The sequence below is a fragment of the Paenibacillus rhizoryzae genome (assembly GCF_059686995.1).
In genome coordinates, this window is record NZ_JCAALT010000012.1 from 83,336 (window position 1) to 98,015 (window position 14,680).

18 protein-coding genes are annotated in these 14,680 nt (G+C 46.5%); 14 read left to right on the top strand and 4 right to left on the bottom strand.

From position 1 onward, the window contains the following. Positions 1-144: 144 nt before the first annotated feature. Complete coding sequence (locus tag AC6ESO_RS26885) at positions 145-1,107, bottom strand: aldo/keto reductase (RefSeq protein ID WP_497094081.1); 963 nt, start codon at positions 1,105-1,107, stop codon at positions 145-147. 207 nt (positions 1,108-1,314) lie between these two features. Between AC6ESO_RS26885 and AC6ESO_RS26890 the strand changes: the two genes are divergently transcribed. The 3 genes from AC6ESO_RS26890 to AC6ESO_RS26900 are packed head-to-tail and all read left to right on the top strand — an operon-like array spanning position 1,315 to position 2,799. After that, entirely contained in the window at positions 1,315-1,797 is a 483-nt protein-coding gene (locus AC6ESO_RS26890) for a DUF2975 domain-containing protein (RefSeq protein ID WP_497094082.1), read from the top strand. Between the two features lie 10 nt (positions 1,798-1,807). After that, a complete protein-coding gene (locus AC6ESO_RS26895; protein WP_497094083.1) occupies positions 1,808-2,017 on the top strand; it encodes a helix-turn-helix domain-containing protein in 210 nt (69 codons plus the stop codon). Then, on the top strand, positions 2,017-2,799 hold the full coding sequence (locus tag AC6ESO_RS26900) for a DUF817 domain-containing protein (RefSeq protein ID WP_497094084.1): 783 nt from the start codon (positions 2,017-2,019) through the stop codon (positions 2,797-2,799). The genes AC6ESO_RS26895 and AC6ESO_RS26900 overlap by 1 nt, the downstream gene beginning before the upstream one ends. A gap of 86 nt (positions 2,800-2,885) precedes the next feature. Here the strand turns inward: AC6ESO_RS26900 and tgl are convergent, their stop codons facing one another. Beyond that, complete coding sequence (gene tgl / locus AC6ESO_RS26905) at positions 2,886-3,590, bottom strand: spore coat transglutaminase TGL (RefSeq protein WP_497094085.1); 705 nt, start codon at positions 3,588-3,590, stop codon at positions 2,886-2,888. A 672-nt stretch (positions 3,591-4,262) separates the two neighbouring features. Between tgl and AC6ESO_RS26910 the strand changes: the two genes are divergently transcribed. The 7 genes from AC6ESO_RS26910 to AC6ESO_RS26940 all read left to right on the top strand — a co-directional run bounded on the left by AC6ESO_RS26910 (position 4,263) and on the right by AC6ESO_RS26940 (position 8,285). Then, positions 4,263-4,730: a DUF4362 domain-containing protein gene (locus AC6ESO_RS26910; protein ID WP_497094086.1), complete on the top strand. Its 468-nt coding sequence runs from the start codon at positions 4,263-4,265 to the stop codon at positions 4,728-4,730. A 36-nt stretch (positions 4,731-4,766) separates the two neighbouring features. Further along, on the top strand, positions 4,767-5,189 hold the full coding sequence (locus AC6ESO_RS26915) for a VOC family protein (RefSeq protein WP_497094087.1): 423 nt from the start codon (positions 4,767-4,769) through the stop codon (positions 5,187-5,189). Between the two features lie 30 nt (positions 5,190-5,219). Then, positions 5,220-5,795: a hypothetical protein gene (locus AC6ESO_RS26920; RefSeq protein ID WP_497094088.1), complete on the top strand. Its 576-nt coding sequence runs from the start codon at positions 5,220-5,222 to the stop codon at positions 5,793-5,795. A gap of 8 nt (positions 5,796-5,803) precedes the next feature. Then, a complete protein-coding gene (locus tag AC6ESO_RS26925; RefSeq protein ID WP_497094089.1) occupies positions 5,804-5,977 on the top strand; it encodes a hypothetical protein in 174 nt (57 codons plus the stop codon). A 31-nt stretch (positions 5,978-6,008) separates the two neighbouring features. Next, positions 6,009-6,545 carry a GNAT family N-acetyltransferase gene (locus tag AC6ESO_RS26930; RefSeq protein WP_497094090.1) on the top strand — a complete coding sequence of 179 codons (537 nt, stop codon included), beginning with the start codon at positions 6,009-6,011 and terminating at the stop codon, positions 6,543-6,545. 24 nt (positions 6,546-6,569) lie between these two features. Next, positions 6,570-7,868, top strand: a complete 1,299-nt coding sequence (locus AC6ESO_RS26935) for a glycoside hydrolase family 5 protein (protein ID WP_497094091.1) — start codon at positions 6,570-6,572, stop codon at positions 7,866-7,868. Between the two features lie 114 nt (positions 7,869-7,982). After that, entirely contained in the window at positions 7,983-8,285 is a 303-nt protein-coding gene (locus AC6ESO_RS26940; RefSeq protein WP_497094092.1) for a hypothetical protein, read from the top strand. Between the two features lie 10 nt (positions 8,286-8,295). Here the strand turns inward: AC6ESO_RS26940 and AC6ESO_RS26945 are convergent, their stop codons facing one another. Beyond that, the gene (locus AC6ESO_RS26945) at positions 8,296-9,078 is read right to left on the bottom strand and encodes an alpha/beta fold hydrolase (RefSeq protein ID WP_497094093.1); all 783 of its coding nucleotides are present in this window, start codon (positions 9,076-9,078) and stop codon (positions 8,296-8,298) included. 135 nt (positions 9,079-9,213) lie between these two features. Here AC6ESO_RS26945 and AC6ESO_RS26950 point away from each other — a divergent pair, with 135 nt between their 5' ends. Beyond that, positions 9,214-10,011 carry an SDR family oxidoreductase gene (locus AC6ESO_RS26950; protein ID WP_497094094.1) on the top strand — a complete coding sequence of 266 codons (798 nt, stop codon included), beginning with the start codon at positions 9,214-9,216 and terminating at the stop codon, positions 10,009-10,011. Positions 10,012-10,261: 250 nt separating this feature from the next. On the opposite strand, the gene AC6ESO_RS26955 is transcribed toward AC6ESO_RS26950, so the two are convergent. After that, entirely contained in the window at positions 10,262-11,272 is a 1,011-nt protein-coding gene (locus AC6ESO_RS26955; RefSeq protein ID WP_497094095.1) for a LacI family DNA-binding transcriptional regulator, read from the bottom strand. Between the two features lie 338 nt (positions 11,273-11,610). Between AC6ESO_RS26955 and AC6ESO_RS26960 the strand changes: the two genes are divergently transcribed. Genes AC6ESO_RS26960 through AC6ESO_RS26970 form a run of 3 tightly spaced genes read left to right on the top strand, consistent with a single transcriptional unit; the run spans position 11,611 to position 14,622 of the window. Further along, positions 11,611-12,678 carry a glycoside hydrolase family 130 protein gene (locus tag AC6ESO_RS26960; protein ID WP_497094096.1) on the top strand — a complete coding sequence of 356 codons (1,068 nt, stop codon included), beginning with the start codon at positions 11,611-11,613 and terminating at the stop codon, positions 12,676-12,678. Between the two features lie 35 nt (positions 12,679-12,713). Next, positions 12,714-13,697, top strand: a complete 984-nt coding sequence (locus AC6ESO_RS26965) for an ABC transporter permease (RefSeq protein ID WP_497094097.1) — start codon at positions 12,714-12,716, stop codon at positions 13,695-13,697. A 31-nt stretch (positions 13,698-13,728) separates the two neighbouring features. Beyond that, entirely contained in the window at positions 13,729-14,622 is an 894-nt protein-coding gene (locus tag AC6ESO_RS26970; RefSeq protein ID WP_494817892.1) for an ABC transporter permease subunit, read from the top strand. The last annotated feature ends 58 nt before the right edge of the window (positions 14,623-14,680 follow it).

The following is a 14,680-nucleotide window of genomic DNA, read 5'->3' on the forward strand; positions in this document are numbered from 1 at the left end:
CGAACCGCAGCGGCCTTATTTGTTGTTTTGCGTGTATAGGGGAGCCGATAATCCTGAAATAAGGCCTGCACGGTTCGTTAGATTCTCGAAACCTCGGAATTCAGCCGATTAAGGCCTCTACGGTTCGTTAGAAATTCGCGTCGGTTAACCCTTCTCAAGGAAGTGAAGCTGTTCGGGCGTTAGGATGAGATCGCCGGCTGCGCAGCTCTCGCGCATATTGTCCGGCGTCTTTGAGCCGATAATCGGGAAAACAGAGAATGGCTGCGAAGTCAAATAAGCTAGAGCAATAACCGTGCCGGTTGTTCCGAGATCGCCTGCCAATTGCCGTACGCGATCCAGGAGGTCGAAGCAGCGATCGTTAAAGAAGTTTCGCTCCACATGGGCTGCACTTGCATGCGTACCTGCTGCTTTCCCTCGCGCATATCTACCGCTGAAGAAACCGTTCGCCTGAGAGGAGAAGGGGATAACGGCTAAACCGCTTTCCGCATAGTAGCGTCTGTCTGCTTCAAGATCATCGTTTGCAGAACCTGTATAGTATCCAGCTAAATTCCAATACGGTTGATTGGCAACAAACGGCGTTAGACCATTGGCAGCCGCGTAGCTCTGCGCTTGTTTAATCCGTTCCACGGTCCAATGTGAGCAGCCAATATGACGGATTTTACCAGCTAGAACTTGGCTGTGAAGAGTCTCCATAATTTCTTCGACCGGCCTGCTTGGCTCATCGCGATGCAGCCAGTACAGGTCGATATAGTCGGTTCGGAGCAGCTTCAAGCTTTCATCAATCTCCTGATGAAGAACGTCTCGTCCAAGCCTTGCTTGATGCGGTGTTTCCTCTTCGGGATGACCGCCTTTGGTAGCTAGAACAAGCTTATCGCGGTTGCCTCGTTCCTCCATCCATTCGCCAAGACGGGTTTCGGTTAAGCTTCTTCCGATCCCAAGCCAGTTATCATACGAATGTGCCGTGTCGATAAAGTTGCCGCCAAGCTCTAGATAGAGATCGATGAGCAGATATGCATCCTCGCGTGACATTCCACCGCCGAAGCCGCCTGTACCCATGCAGATGACTGAGGCATTTAACGTTGTACCGGGTATTTCTCTATAAAGCATGTCCCTCATTCCCTCCCCATTAGTGCCCGTTCAATACCTTTGACAATGCCATGTTCCGCTGGGAATGGCAATGTACAATAAACGAATTGAGGCCAATCCGTGAAAGTTGAAACAACATAAATGACTTGTTTAACGATTTAAATTTATTGCAAAACGATAAACTTTGTGCTAAATTCAACTTGAGAGAATGGAAATGAGGTGCATGACATGGAACGTGGTTCAACACTTTTTTTGAAGATAACTGTTTTTCTGATCGGCATTCCGGTTCTGGCTTTGTGCATTTTTGTCATTCCAGAGATCGCGAGCTATATTGTAGAGCTGTATCCGGATCATACTTATCTCAAATATTTTGTTTGTATTGATCTCTATGCTACGGTGATTCCCTTTTACACTGCACTGTATCAAGCATTCAAACTTTTGTGCTATATTGACAGGAACCAAGCGTTCTCGGATTTATCTGTCACTGCTTTGAAGAAGATCAAATACTGTGCATTCTCAATCAGTGCCTTGTTTGTACTGGGGATGCCCCTCTTTTACCTCTTAGCGGAGAGAGACGACTCCCCCGGCGTCATTGTAATCGGGATGGTATTTATATTTGCTTCGATGGTGATTGCGGTCTTCGCGGCTGTTCTTCAGAAGCTGCTGAACAATGCCATAGCTATTAAATCAGAAAACGACCTAACGGTCTGAGGTGAATAATATGGCGATCATTATAAATATTGACGTAATGTTGGCGAAGCGAAAAATGAGCGTAACGGAGCTTTCGGAAAGGGTCGGAATTACGATGGCGAATCTTTCTATTCTGAAGAACGGAAAGGCGAAAGCGATTCGCATCTCCACGTTAGAGGCGATTTGTAAAGCTTTGGATTGTCAGCCCGGAGATGTTCTGGAATACCAAATGGATGAATAATGAGAAGGGCATTCCTGCAGCTTGTTCGTTTTGGCTGGGAGCAGGCATGGTCTTGCCTGTTTCCCGTTGTTATATTCGCTTCGCTGGCATTAACACAGCTTATCCAGATTCCATGGCTCCCGAGGTATGACTTGCTGCTGCTTATTTGCCTCGGGATGCAGTGGTGGATGGTTCATTCCGGCCTTGAATCACGCGATGAGGTTAAGGTTATTACCTTGTTTCACTTGATAGGTTTGGCACTTGAAATCTTCAAGGTGCATATGGGTTCATGGTCGTACCCCGGAGAAGGGTACACGAAGGTGTTTGGCGTTCCGTTATACAGCGGCTTTATGTATGCGAGTGTTGCGAGTTATCTCTGCCAAGCCTGGCGGCGGATGGACGTCGAATTGGTTAGATGGCCGCCTTTTCCGGTGGTGGTAACATTAGCTGCCATGATTTATTTAAACTTCTTTACCCATCATTATTGGATCGATGCTCGCTGGTGGTTGTCTGCACTTGTAATAATCGTATTTTGGCGGACTTGGGTTACCTTTGAGGTTGGGGGGACAAGATACCGGATGCTGCTCGCGCCTTCATTCGTTTTAATCGGATTCTTTATCTGGCTCGCCGAGAACGTCGCAACTTTCTTCGGGGCTTGGGAATATCCGGATCAGACCGGATCATGGCGAATCGTTCATTTTGGGAAAGTGAGCTCATGGCTGCTGCTTGTAATCGTTAGCTTTCTGATCGTCGCGACCTTGAAGCTGGTAAAAGGCGGGCAAGGCACGAGCAGAACCAAATAATTCGAAATCTATGAGGGCTGCCTGCGGGGTGGCCCTTTGTTAACTATAAAGGCCAGGTTGAGCATTCGCTCTTCCTGGCCTTTATGCTAATGCCGGATGTATCTTCGTGCGCCGATGCTTACACCTATTGCATTCGGGTTTGGCCATCTGGTTGTATTGTAGTACAAGCGCATATCAGCCGGAGCGTATTGGGATAGATGGTAGAAATCAGGATAAACCAGCCGATCTTCCAAATAGGCGGATTTCGTTGCATCCGCAATGCGGCGTTTGTTCAATGAAGCGATAATACCCTCTCCGGATTTGATACCAATTCCGTGTCCGAAATAAAGGTCGTCGCTCAGCATGATGACATTCTCACCTTGCCACTCCATTTTCTCTGGATTAACTTCCGGGTTTTTGAAATATAACACGTCACCGGGCTTTGCATTCGAGCTTGGCGTGTCTTCGGTAATCAGTCCAAGGTCGCTGTCTGCTTGCCAGGAGTGCAGGTACAGATTTTGAAACAATCGATTAAACGGGGTTTCTCCGAGCGAATCCAGAACGCCTTTGTAAAGAACGATGATAACGGCAGTCGCACACTCGAAGCCGTATTTTTTCCCGTTTGAGAATATATCTTGGATGGCCTCGGCCGGCATGACACTATCCTTGAGCTGAAATCCTCCTTCATCCGTCAATGTCCAATACTTCTCATTACAAAACGACTTCTTAAACGTAGCGAATCCCGCGGGGCTGCTTTGCAACTCCTTGGCTGCCGCAACAATATTCGACCGTAAGGTCGATTCGAAATGCATGTCGGCTCTGCCTCCTCATCATTCTCAAAATGCCTATTCCATTGTATGGGCAAAGGAGAATGCGTGTGCGTTGGCTACTGTCTCACGATTAATTAAGTCATTACTTAAATACATTGTTGTCATTTCGATGGGGTTCGTTACGAAGGTTCCATTGCTCTGCGTTATGAGGCGAGTTGGGAGTTGAGAGTGAATCCGGAGTGTTCGTCAGGCGGCTTGGGGGAACTATCTATCTGTGGCTACAGGGGATAATGAACACGTCCAATGTGGAACAATTTGCTTATATTCCAGCGTGCTTTTTTCGTGTTTAGCTGACCGGAACATACGGGATACCGATTTTCAGTTGGATTTATGTAATCCCTCATGTAGTAAGGTGGATAGATCCGGCGGTTATTCAGGTTCCTGATTCTAGATATTATTATTTTGATTTATTTAGCTATAACAGGTGGCTGGGCACTTTGGCATTTCTAATGTGCATATTTGTTTTGATTGTTAGTGTCCTACTCTCAAAAGCCGCTGCAAGACGCACCTAATTATTAAAACAAAGGCAGCTGATCACTAAGGATCTGCTGCCTTTGCTCAACTAATGGGATGGATAACGCAACAAATGAGGTCTATTCGAGTCTATAAGTCTAGTTAGGGAAATTTTGCATGTTAAAGATGCGGAAGGTGGCTATGATTAAAATCAATACGATAAAAACCATAATTATCACACAATCAGTTATTATTGTTGCTCTGCTTATTTATATTTTTGCGTTTGATACTGAATCAAATAAAGAGAGTGATACTGCCACAAATTCGGTTATTTCTAATTTTGACAAAGCCGACCTGGAACGAATAGAGAAAGTGGTGAAAAGATTCGAAGGTGGTCTAGGAGACAACTTAATGATTATAGAGCAAGGATTCGACAGTGGACCGGCCATACATGACGTAATTTCGAATGGCAAAGAAATTAAGTGGATCGTAGATAATTCAAGAGATGCATGGTATCCAAACAACAAAATCAAGACGGAGTATGTTTGTAAATCAATTCGGATTCACGATAGAGACAGTGAGTATATTGATGTTCAATTATCAAAATGTAAAGGGTTCAATGATGATGAACAACTTGGCGTGGTTTCTTTTAGCAAAGAAAAGTTGTAAGTTGAAACAATATAGACCATAAGGGGAGTTTGGAATATGGTTCAATCCATCATACATATCGCTCTTGTTGTAAAAGAGTACGACGAGGCCATTGAATTCTATACGAAGAAGTTGAATTTCATATTGGTTGAAGATACGTATCAGCCGGAGCAAGATAAACGGTGGGTAGTGGTATCTCCGCCCGGTTCAGTTGGTACCACCATTTTACTTGCAAGAGCATCAAAACCTGAACAAGAACTGTTTATAGGCAACCAGTCCGGCGGTAGAGTCTTTCTGTTTCTAAACACAGATGATTTTTGGAGAGATTATAATGAAATGATCTCAAGAGGAGTGGAATTTGTGAGAGAACCACAAACTCAATCCTATGGTACCGTAGCAGTATTTAAGGATTTATATGGAAACCTGTGGGATTTAGTGGAGATGGAAGAGAATCATCCAATTTCCAAACGAATGAAATAGATAACCTACACAATTACTGGAGTGGATTCTATGAACACGAGAGATTGGATTGTTCCCGTGCTGAATATTATTGGACCTGTTGGCATTGGAAAGTCGAGTACCGCAGATGCCATATCCGAAATATTGGAGCATGACTTTATGCTTCCGCATGCGGTAGTCGACCTCGATGATGTGAGGCGTGCATTCCCTACACCATCAGAAGATCCTTTTAACATGGAGCTTGGGTTTAAAAATCTTGCTGCTGTCTGGACAAACTATCTATCTATTGGAGCAAAGTGTCTAATCATACCAAGTGTAATGGAGAGCACAGAACATCTGAACAAGATGCGTTTATCAATACCGGGAGCTGAACTATTCGTAGTACGCCTTGTTGCGTCACTTGAAGTCAACCATGATCGGATTCGTGGCAGGGAAAAAACCATCGATTCACTAAATTGGCATCTACAGCGCTCAACCCAACTCACCAAGGAACTCGCCGAAAAGAAATTGGAGAATGTAATCGTAGACACTGAGAATAAGCTGCCATCTGACATAGGACGAGAAATCATCCGCGAATGGGGAATCGTGGAGTGGTATGCCGCATCGAAAGGACGCGAACATGATTGACATTCTGTATGACAATACGAAACCACCCTTACACGCATGCGCTGCTCATCCGAGGCGGCGAGGTCGTGCGCAGCAGGCGAACGGAAGACGTCCTGACGACAGGCGGTCTCAGCCAGTTTTTCGAATCCCCTGTGGCAGTAGAAAAGTATCATGATCGGGTATATGTGCGAATAGCGGAGTAACGGCGTATTTATCAATACGGAGGGTTGCCTGATGGAGAAAAAGATACGATTAATCGAGGAAAGTGATTATGAGCAAGCGCATGCATTTCAGTGCGAGTATTTGGATGTAGAAATCTTTGAAGATTTTATGCAAAGGGTGAATAGCGCTCCTGACTTGTACTTCGTAACCGTGGATGGTAGTGAAGTGGTTGGTATCTGCTATGGAAGTCCTTCTAAGAGAAATGATGCAGTCATTAATCTGAATGGGATCGCGGTTAATCTGGATGTTACAAAGAAATATGCTAGAGTTGGGCTGGGAACAAACATGCTGCGGATCTTTGAAACTGCGGTGAAGAAAAGAAGCTATGATAGAATTGGTGTAGGTTCAGCGGATGATCCCAAAGTAGAAGCTTTTTATTTGAAAAATGGATTTAAACCAACGGAACTGGTAGTCAAAGGTTCAAATCTGGAAGAAATGGAGAGAGTCCGAGTAGATGACTATGAAAGCGGGATTTTACGAAGAGAAGAACTAATACGCAAATACAATCCAAGAGAAGTGATCTTCATTTTAGAAAAGTATTTAGAATGAATTACTTCAGGGGGGGCCGCGAAATTGAGAAAATGGAGTATTGCGCTCGTTGTCTTACTGCTCATGTTTATATTGGCAACGGGGTGTAAGGGTGGCACGCAAAACCTAGGGGATGAGGTATCGACCAAGACGGAGAATGCCACGCCGACGGCCAGCAAAGCAGAGGAGAATACACCATCTCCGGCGAGCAAAGCGGAGGAGAATACGCCGTCTCCCGATCCGACTCCGGCTGCTTTGCCCGCGACTACGCCGGACCCGAAGCTGCCGAAGCGTGACCCGCAGTCGGCGCCGCTTGATGTATTTCAACAGGCGAAACAGCTCGGGAGAGGAGTCAATCTTGGCAACGCGCTTGAGGCGCCGATAGAAGGGCAATGGGGAGTTATTCTACAGGAAAGCTACTTCAAGACGATCAAGGATGCAGGCTTCGAAACGGTCCGCGTTCCGATTAAATGGTCGGCGCATGCGGACGCGCAAGCTCCATTCGCTATTGACGCCAAGTTTTTCGAACGCATGGATTGGGTCATCGACCAGGCGCTGAAGCAGGAGCTGAACGTAGTTCTTGACATGCACAATTTCGATGAGATCTATCTGAATCCAGATGAGCAGGAGACTCGTTTTCTGGCGCTATGGAAGCAAATTTCGGCACGGTATAAGGAGCTTCCCGGCAATGTGTATTTTGAAATGCTCAATGAACCAAACGGTTCTCTGACCTGGTCAAAATGGAATAAAATGCTGAAGAAAGCGCTCGATACGATTCGAAGCGAGGATCAATGGCATACGGTCATTATCGGCTCCGTCAACTGGAGCAATTACGCTGATCTTGTGTCGCTCGACATTCCGGTTAACGAACAGAACGTTATCGTTACGTTCCATTATTACGATCCTTTTCTCTTCACCCACCAGGGAGCAGAATGGGGAGGGCCGGAGGTCGGTACCATCGGCGTCATTTGGCCAGGTCCTCCGGCGCAGAAGGTGGAACCGATCACTTCCGCCAAGCAGGTGAACTGGGTGGACGATTGGTTCCAAGATTACAATACGGAACCGGTGGAAACGAATCCGGCAGGTCCCAATTCGATCGTGGAAGCCTTTGATAAGGTGAACAGCTGGGCAAAGGAAAATCATCGCCCGATCTATCTTGGCGAATTCGGCGCGTACAGCAAAGCCGATATGCCTTCACGGGCACGTTGGACGTCCTTTGTGCGAGAGGAAGCGGAGAAGCACGGTTTCAGCTGGGCTTATTGGGAATTTTGCTCGGGCTTCGGGGTGTATGACCCAATAGCTAATCAGTATCGGAAGGAATTGCTGGAAGCACTTATTCCCTGAATGTAACCCTCGAACAACTATCATGAAACGGGTGGTATTATGATGGAAGATCTACTTTCGCGAATGAAGCATAAACACGGTAGGATCGTCGACGGAAGGCGGCATGTCTGGGACGTGGAAAAACTATGGGAGCTAGCTAAGAACTTACCCGTTCATAGAATCAAGATTGATACAATCAAGGAACTTGATCAGGATTGTTGGTTTGCGGGTAGCAGGAATACACCAATTCCAACGATACGCAATGTTGCCCTTCATTGTCAGCGGATTATCAACGCAAACATGGAGTACCCCATATTATTATGTTCAGAAGGACAATTAATTGATGGGGGACATCGGATTGCACATGCACTCCTTCATGAGAACAATGAAATTGATGCCGTCTATCTTATATTGCCTGCAGCGGATGTCATTCAATAAGATTAGCCGATCATCCCATAAACTGAGTAATGACTTGGTTGAATCTGTCACGCTCTTCCAGAAAGGCACAATGACCGCTATATAGAAACGGAACCAATTGCGAATTTTTTATTAGCTTATTGGTTTCCTGCCCATTGGTAAACGGAACGACTTTATCATGGATGCCGTGAATGATTAAGGTAGGTACCGCTATTTGACTAAGATCATGGTATACATTCTCATCTCTGAGCGTAGCCATGATGGCGGAGGTGGACCAATTTGCTGCTTCTAGTCCAAGCTGAAAGAACCAATCTGCGGACGGTCCTGTTATATACTGAAAGAAAAAGATATCCGTGGCATCCCGTAACATTTTAGGACGATCCGTATTCGTTTCTGCAATGAATTTGTTTGCCGCTTCTTTCGGAACGCTAGTTGGGGATGCTGCATCGATTAGGATCAGTTTCGAAACTCCATGCCCATGATGCCGGGCCATGTATCGAATCGAGATCGAGCCTCCTGTGGAGTGTCCCGCAAGTATGATGTTTTTTAATTGAAGCGCATCGATTACTGCACGAACATCATCTGCTAATCGGTCAAAATTGTAACCGCTAAATGGTTTATCGGAATTACCGAAGCCCCTCCAGTCAATACCAATACAACGATAACCCTTTGTGGGAAGATAATTAAACTGATATTCAAACTGCTTATGGTTTAACGGCCAGCCATGGATAAAAAGTATTGTCTTATTCCCCTGCGGGTTGATATCCTCTACATATATTTTCACACCTGGTTCAACAGGAACAAAGTATCCCAAACCGAGCACCCCGTTTTATCAAAAGTAACTTCACCCATAAGATACTCATCTGGGCTGACAGGGGTGAAAGCCTACAAGTATTCCGGACCAGCTATTACGCTAGCTGCGTTTTCGATAACGGGAGGTAAATCTGTAATGACAAGATTGCAAGGGAAAATCGCTATAGTTACGGGGGTTAGTCGTCCCGGTGGAATTGGTGCCGCTATTTGTCGGGCATTTGCAGCTGAAAGCGCCAGCGTATTCTTTACGCACTTGTATGAGTACGATAAAGTCATTTACCCGAATGATGCTGACGAGAGCTGGCCTGAACGTTTTGCTGAGGAACTGCGCCAATGGGGAATAAAAGTTGGACATATGAAGTTGGACCTTGCGATTTCGGGTTCAGCGTCCTTATTACTGGGAGAAGTACGGAAAGAAATTGGTTTGCCCACCATCCTTATTAATAACGCTACTTATAGCGTCGATGCGGATTTTCGGCAATTAAGCGAGGCTCTCATCGATGCACACTGTGCTGTGAACGTTAGAGGGACATTCATGCTATCCGCTGAATTCGCCCGCATGATAGAGGCAGAGAAAATCAGTCATGCTTCCCATAGTCATTTCGGCGGACGCATCATTAATCTCACTTCCGGTCAGGGGAAAGGCCCTATGCCTGGCAATCTTGCCTATGCCGCGACAAAGGGTGCTATTTCTTTTTTTACCGAATCGCTGGCTGCAGAACTGGCACCGCTTGGCATAACCGTGAATGCTGTCGATCCGGGTCCTACTGACTCGGGTTGGATGTCCGAAGAGGTGAAAGAAGCTTTACTCCCCAAATTCCCTATGGGCCGGATCGGGCTTCCGGAAGATGCAGCACGTCTAATTGCTTTTCTCGCTAGTGACGATGCCCAATGGATTACCGGCGAAGTCATTCATTCGAGAGGCGGGTTCTAAGACTTATTTTCTCCTCATCCATTGTTCAACTAGAAAGATAAGCACAAGCGCAACAAATAGAAAAGGGACGATTCTGCTATCCGCATCAGATACGCTAACAATCCCAGCCTCTAGAATCATTCTCTACATCACTCCGTTTGGAGGTACTATATACTTCTATTCATTCTATGAGCCTAGTAAATGAATATGAACGCAGCAAGGCTGCCGGGCAAATAGCGCCGGCAGCCTTGCTGCGTCAAAGACATCAAGCTTACATCCGTTTCACGGAATCTCGTACGATCAAAGTACTTTGCAAATACGTCGTCTTGTTCTGTGCGCTCTCATGCTTAATACGCCATAGCATGCGATGAACAGCTTCGGTCGCAAAATCATGTTTGCTTATATTCATCGAAGTCAGAGCTGGCGTAACGCTCTGGCTTAAATCCGTGTTGTCGAAGCTGATAAGGGAAACCTCATCGGGCACGGAAATGCCTTCCTTTTGCAGCTTGAGCAGCAGCTTGTAGGCAGCCATGTCACAGTGACATACGAATGCGGTTGGGAGCTCGGCCGGAAGCTGGAAGTCCATGACATAAGAATTGTTGATATCATTATTTACAATTCGCCAGCTCGGATTAATCTCAAGCTGATGATAGGTAAGCGCTTTAATATACCCGCAATAGCGGTCCATCACGCTGGTTGTGAATTGGGGATTGCCGACGAAACCGATCCGCGTATGTCCATGCTGGATCAGGTAATTCGTTACGGTATAACCGGCTTGATAGTTATCGGCCAGAATGCAGTCCAGTGCCATGCCTGCTTTGTAGAAGTCAATCACTACAACGGGAAAGGGTAGGTCTAGCAGGATCTTCATGTAATCCGCAGTGACCTCGCCGGCTACGAATAGTCCATTCAGCTCGTTCTGATTCTGAATGAGCGAGAGAGGAAGTGAGCCGCTCTGTTCTTGCTCGGGATCCAGCACATAGAGGGATAGGCTGATATCCTTCTTGGCACATTCCTGATTGGTATAATAATAGATTTTCGTATAAAAGTTATCCGACTCCAGAAAGAATCGTTTAGGTACAAGAAGTCCTAGTTTGGAGACTGTGGCAGAAGGCTTGACGTTCCCCTTCTTTATGTAGCCAAGCTCGCGGGCAGATTGTACAATACGTCGTTTTAACTCTTCGCTGACACCCGGCTGGTTATTTAGAGCTTTAGATACGCTGACTTTCGTAATGCCGAGTTTCGCGGCAATGGTTTCTAACGTAACTTTACCCACCTGCATGCGAATTTCCCCTAATAATGTCATTTTGACTTCTAATTAGATACTATAAAAAGTTACTTAACAAGTCAATTGTAAAGTTAATATTTTCCGTGTTACTTTCCCGGTTTTCACGATGTAGTTACGATCATGAGGGCGATTAACAGCATGCTAGTCCGCGAAAACCCTCGGTTTCACTAGGTTTATTAGGGATTTCCAACCTGTTACAGTCGAAATATCAGATGGAAAAATTACTTAATTATAATCGTTGACAGGAATAAATAACCTAAATTATAATCGCTTACATAAGGTAATAAATGTAGCTGAGACAACAGGTAAGTAATAGACAGGAGAGTGTGCCCTTGACGAAACCGAGGCGATCACCGAGTAATCCTATTATTCAACCTCAAAATGTTAACGCTTCCAATCCGAATATGGAAGTCATCGGGGTATTCAATGCAGGAGTTACCCGCTATCTGAATGAAACGATCCTGCTGCTGCGCGTTGCTGAACGTCCAATTAACGATGATCCCGAGGTTTACGTAACCCCCTTGTATAATCCTGCCGAAGACCGTATCGTGCTGCATGCGATAGAACGCAAGCCGGAATACGACTTCTCTGATGTAAGAGTCATCCGCACGCCTGAACGGAACTACTTAACGTCCATCTCGCACTTAAGAGTGGCAAGGAGTACGGATGGCATTCACTTCACCATTGATCCTGAACCTACCCTACTGCCAAACGGTCCATATGAGAGCTATGGCATCGAAGACCCCCGCATTACATTAATAGACAACATCTATTATATAACCTACTCTGCAATCTCTGCATACGGCATCTGCACATCACTCATCACAACCGAAGATTTCATAACGTTTAAGAGACAAGGAAACATCTTTCACCCCGATAACAAAGACGTGGCAATCTTCCCGTCATCGATCGGAGGCAGCTACTACGCGCTTCACCGTCCATCTTGCTCCCACTACGGACAGCCAGAGATGTGGATTGCACAATCCAGTGATCTCATGCAATGGGGCAACCACCGTCACCTGATTGGCGTAAGGCCGGGGTGCTGGGATGACGGCCGAATCGGAGCCAGCGCAGTCCCGTTCGAAATCGAAGAGGGCTGGCTCGAGATCTATCACGGAGCGGATAAGTCCAACCGCTACTGCATCGGGGCACTGCTGCTGGATAAGCAGGAGCCATGGAAAGTCCTTGCACGAAGTGAGCAGCCGATCATGGAGCCGGAAGCGGACTATGAGCTCGAAGGGTTTTTCGGGAATGTCATCTTCCCTTGCGGCGCTCTGCATGAAGACGATCTAGTGAAGATCTATTACGGGGCAAGCGATACCTCTATCGGTTACGCAGAGATCACAATGGAAGCAATCAGAGCCAATCTTGGGCTCAAGCAGCTGAATAATCAACGATGAGCATGCACAAATGATGGATCAGAGGAGGAACAACCATGCCAGCTCCCCTAACGCTTGAGCGGCAAACGCAGTCGAAGGCAGCGGCTGAGAGGAAGAAGAAAGACAGCTTTTTGCGAGAGATCATGAAGAACCGATATCTGTATTTGCTCACTTTACCCGGTATTCTGTTTCTCATCGTTTTCAATTATCTGCCTATGGCCGGACTTTACATGTCTTTCGTGGATTACAACCCGATGGCAGGACTTTATGGTCTGAAGAGTGAGTTCGTAGGGCTCATGAACTTCAAGTTCTTCTTTACCTCCAACGATTGGATTACGGTCACGATTAATACGATCTATCTGAACATCCTGTTCATCATAACAGGACTCGCTGTACAGATGTTTATGGCGATTGGTCTGAACGAAATCGGCAGCAAGGCGGTTAAGAAAATCGCGCAGTCCTTTATGTTTCTGCCGAATTTTATTTCTTGGACGGTAATCTCGATCTTCTCGATCGCACTCTTTTCCACGGATGCGGGTGTTATCAATCATGTACTCGGTTTACTGGGATTAGAGCCAATCAACTATTATCAAAATGCTTCTTGGTGGCCGCTCATTCTAGTCCTGCTTCGGCTCTGGAAGGGTGTAGGATTCGGCACGGTCATCTACTTGGCAACGATAAGCGGCCTGGATCAAGAGATGTATGAAGCGGCCCGAATTGACGGTGCCAGCCGTTTCCAATCGATTACCCGCATCACACTACCGATGTTGAAGACAACGACACTCATGCTGTTCATCTTGTCGATCGGCGGCATTTTCTACGGTGACTTCGGCATGATCTACGCACTTGTAGGCGATAATCCGGTGCTGCGACCGACGACGGATGTCATTGATACGTATGTGTACCGCGCACTTCGGATGAACAACGATATTGGGATGTCATCGGCAGTAGGCCTATTCCAAGCCGTCGTTGGTTTCTTGCTCGTACTCTCCGCTAATGGCATCACGCGCAAGCTATCGAAGGATTCGGCACTGTTCTAAGAGCCAGCCTTGAAAGGAAGGAGGAATCGCCATGCACCACAAGACGATGGGTGACCGGACGCTGCTTACCGTCTTCTACATAACCATCATCGGATTCGCGCTCATCTGCATGCTGCCGCTATGGATTGCACTTGCCGCTTCGTTCACCAATGAACTGGCGCTGATTCGCAATGGGTACAGCTTATGGATATCGCAGTTCGACCTGACCGCCTATAAGCTCATATTCACAGGAACGCAGAGTGTATATCGGGCTTATTCCGTTACAATCATCACGACCATCGGCGGCGTTATACTGACGCTCTTCCTTACCAGCTCGCTGGCCTACCCGCTGACGGTCAGCACCTTGAAGTATCGGCATCGCATTACATTTTTCACCTATGTAACGATGGTGTTCAATGGTGGTTTGGTCCCAACGTACATTCTAACGACGCGCATGCTGCATTTGCATAACAACATCTGGGTGTTAATCATCCCCGGTGCCTTGAATGGCTTCAACGTTTTCCTGATGAAGAATTACTTTTCTTCTTTGCCGGAGGCATTGTCTGAGTCGGCGAAGATCGATGGGGCAAGCGAAATCTATATCTATTTCAAAATTATTCTGCCTCTATCAGCGCCAATTCTCGCAACCATCGGCTTATTCTCGGCGATGGGATATTGGAACGAATGGTTCCGCGTTCTTCTCTTCATCGATGATCAGAAGTTGTTTACGCTCCAGTACTTGATCATGCGACTGCAGCAGCAGGCGGAGTTTCTGAACTCGTCGCTAAGTGCCGCAGCAAGGGCAGCTCTTGGCGGTGCAACGGTGCCGACCATTGGCATTCGAGTAGCTACAGCAATGGTATCCATCGGCCCTATTGTTTTACTTTATCCATTTCTGCAGAAGTATTTTATCAAAGGATTAACGGTCGGAGCAGTCAAAGGATAAGAGGAGCTGGATCAGATTCATAAAGGCGTTCGTTCAGGCTATTACCGGGAGGCCGGTT

Bases quoted from the DNA above. Each gene is read 5' to 3' on its own strand.
- AC6ESO_RS26885 (WP_497094081.1), bottom strand. From the start codon at position 1,107: ATGCTTTATAGAGAAATACCCGGTACAACGTTAAATGCCTCAGTCATC.
- AC6ESO_RS26890 (WP_497094082.1), top strand. From the start codon at position 1,315: ATGGAACGTGGTTCAACACTTTTTTTGAAGATAACTGTTTTTCTGATC.
- AC6ESO_RS26895 (WP_497094083.1), top strand. From the start codon at position 1,808: ATGGCGATCATTATAAATATTGACGTAATGTTGGCGAAGCGAAAAATG.
- AC6ESO_RS26900 (WP_497094084.1), top strand. From the start codon at position 2,017: ATGAGAAGGGCATTCCTGCAGCTTGTTCGTTTTGGCTGGGAGCAGGCA.
- tgl (WP_497094085.1), bottom strand. From the start codon at position 3,590: ATGCATTTCGAATCGACCTTACGGTCGAATATTGTTGCGGCAGCCAAG.
- AC6ESO_RS26910 (WP_497094086.1), top strand. From the start codon at position 4,263: ATGATTAAAATCAATACGATAAAAACCATAATTATCACACAATCAGTT.
- AC6ESO_RS26915 (WP_497094087.1), top strand. From the start codon at position 4,767: ATGGTTCAATCCATCATACATATCGCTCTTGTTGTAAAAGAGTACGAC.
- AC6ESO_RS26920 (WP_497094088.1), top strand. From the start codon at position 5,220: ATGAACACGAGAGATTGGATTGTTCCCGTGCTGAATATTATTGGACCT.
- AC6ESO_RS26925 (WP_497094089.1), top strand. From the start codon at position 5,804: ATGACAATACGAAACCACCCTTACACGCATGCGCTGCTCATCCGAGGC.
- AC6ESO_RS26930 (WP_497094090.1), top strand. From the start codon at position 6,009: ATGGAGAAAAAGATACGATTAATCGAGGAAAGTGATTATGAGCAAGCG.
- AC6ESO_RS26950 (WP_497094094.1), top strand. From the start codon at position 9,214: ATGACAAGATTGCAAGGGAAAATCGCTATAGTTACGGGGGTTAGTCGT.
- AC6ESO_RS26955 (WP_497094095.1), bottom strand. From the start codon at position 11,272: ATGCAGGTGGGTAAAGTTACGTTAGAAACCATTGCCGCGAAACTCGGC.
- AC6ESO_RS26965 (WP_497094097.1), top strand. From the start codon at position 12,714: ATGCCAGCTCCCCTAACGCTTGAGCGGCAAACGCAGTCGAAGGCAGCG.
- AC6ESO_RS26970 (WP_494817892.1), top strand. From the start codon at position 13,729: ATGCACCACAAGACGATGGGTGACCGGACGCTGCTTACCGTCTTCTAC.